The organism is Neisseria sp. P0021.S007, from assembly GCF_051956855.1.
The window spans coordinates 1-497 of the sequence record NZ_JBQCXA010001334.1 but is presented as its reverse complement, the minus strand read 5'-3'; the positions used below and the strand labels follow the sequence as shown (position 1 = coordinate 497).

Below are 497 nucleotides of genomic sequence, written 5' to 3'. Positions count from 1 at the left end.
TTTCAATGGGGTTTTGAGTTTGACGCCTTTGGCGCAGGTCAGACAGTTGGCTGTGCCGGTACGGTTTTTTAAAATAGCGTCTACTTTGGCGGGATTAATGGTTTTGCCGTGTGCTTTTGCCCACGCGGTAATACTTTTTTTCAAGGCTGCCGTGTCCAGATTTTTTTTGTTGTATGGATCGCGGTGTACGGCAAGCCAAAGGTTTTGGTTGGCATCTTCGTTGAGGCTCGCCATTTGGTAGATGACAGAGGCGGGAACGCCTGTGGCAATCGTTTTGGCAAATTCCAGTGCATCCGGAGACTTCATGCGGACGCAGCCGTGACTGCGGACGCCCGGTACGCTGGCAGGAGCGTTAGTGCCGTGAATGCCTAACCCGAGTTTTGGGTCGCCGAGGCGGACGAAAACAGGACCGAGCGGATTGTTAGGACCGGCCGGTACGCTTTTGACGCCGTCGCCACGTTCTTTTTGGATGGATTTAGGGATGTGCCAAGTCGGAT

General features: G+C 53.3%; 1 protein-coding gene. It reads right to left on the bottom strand.

The features are described from left to right. Positions 1-497: L,D-transpeptidase (locus ACTHUR_RS19015; RefSeq protein ID WP_440400335.1), on the bottom strand; the 497-nt coding region annotated here is incomplete at both ends.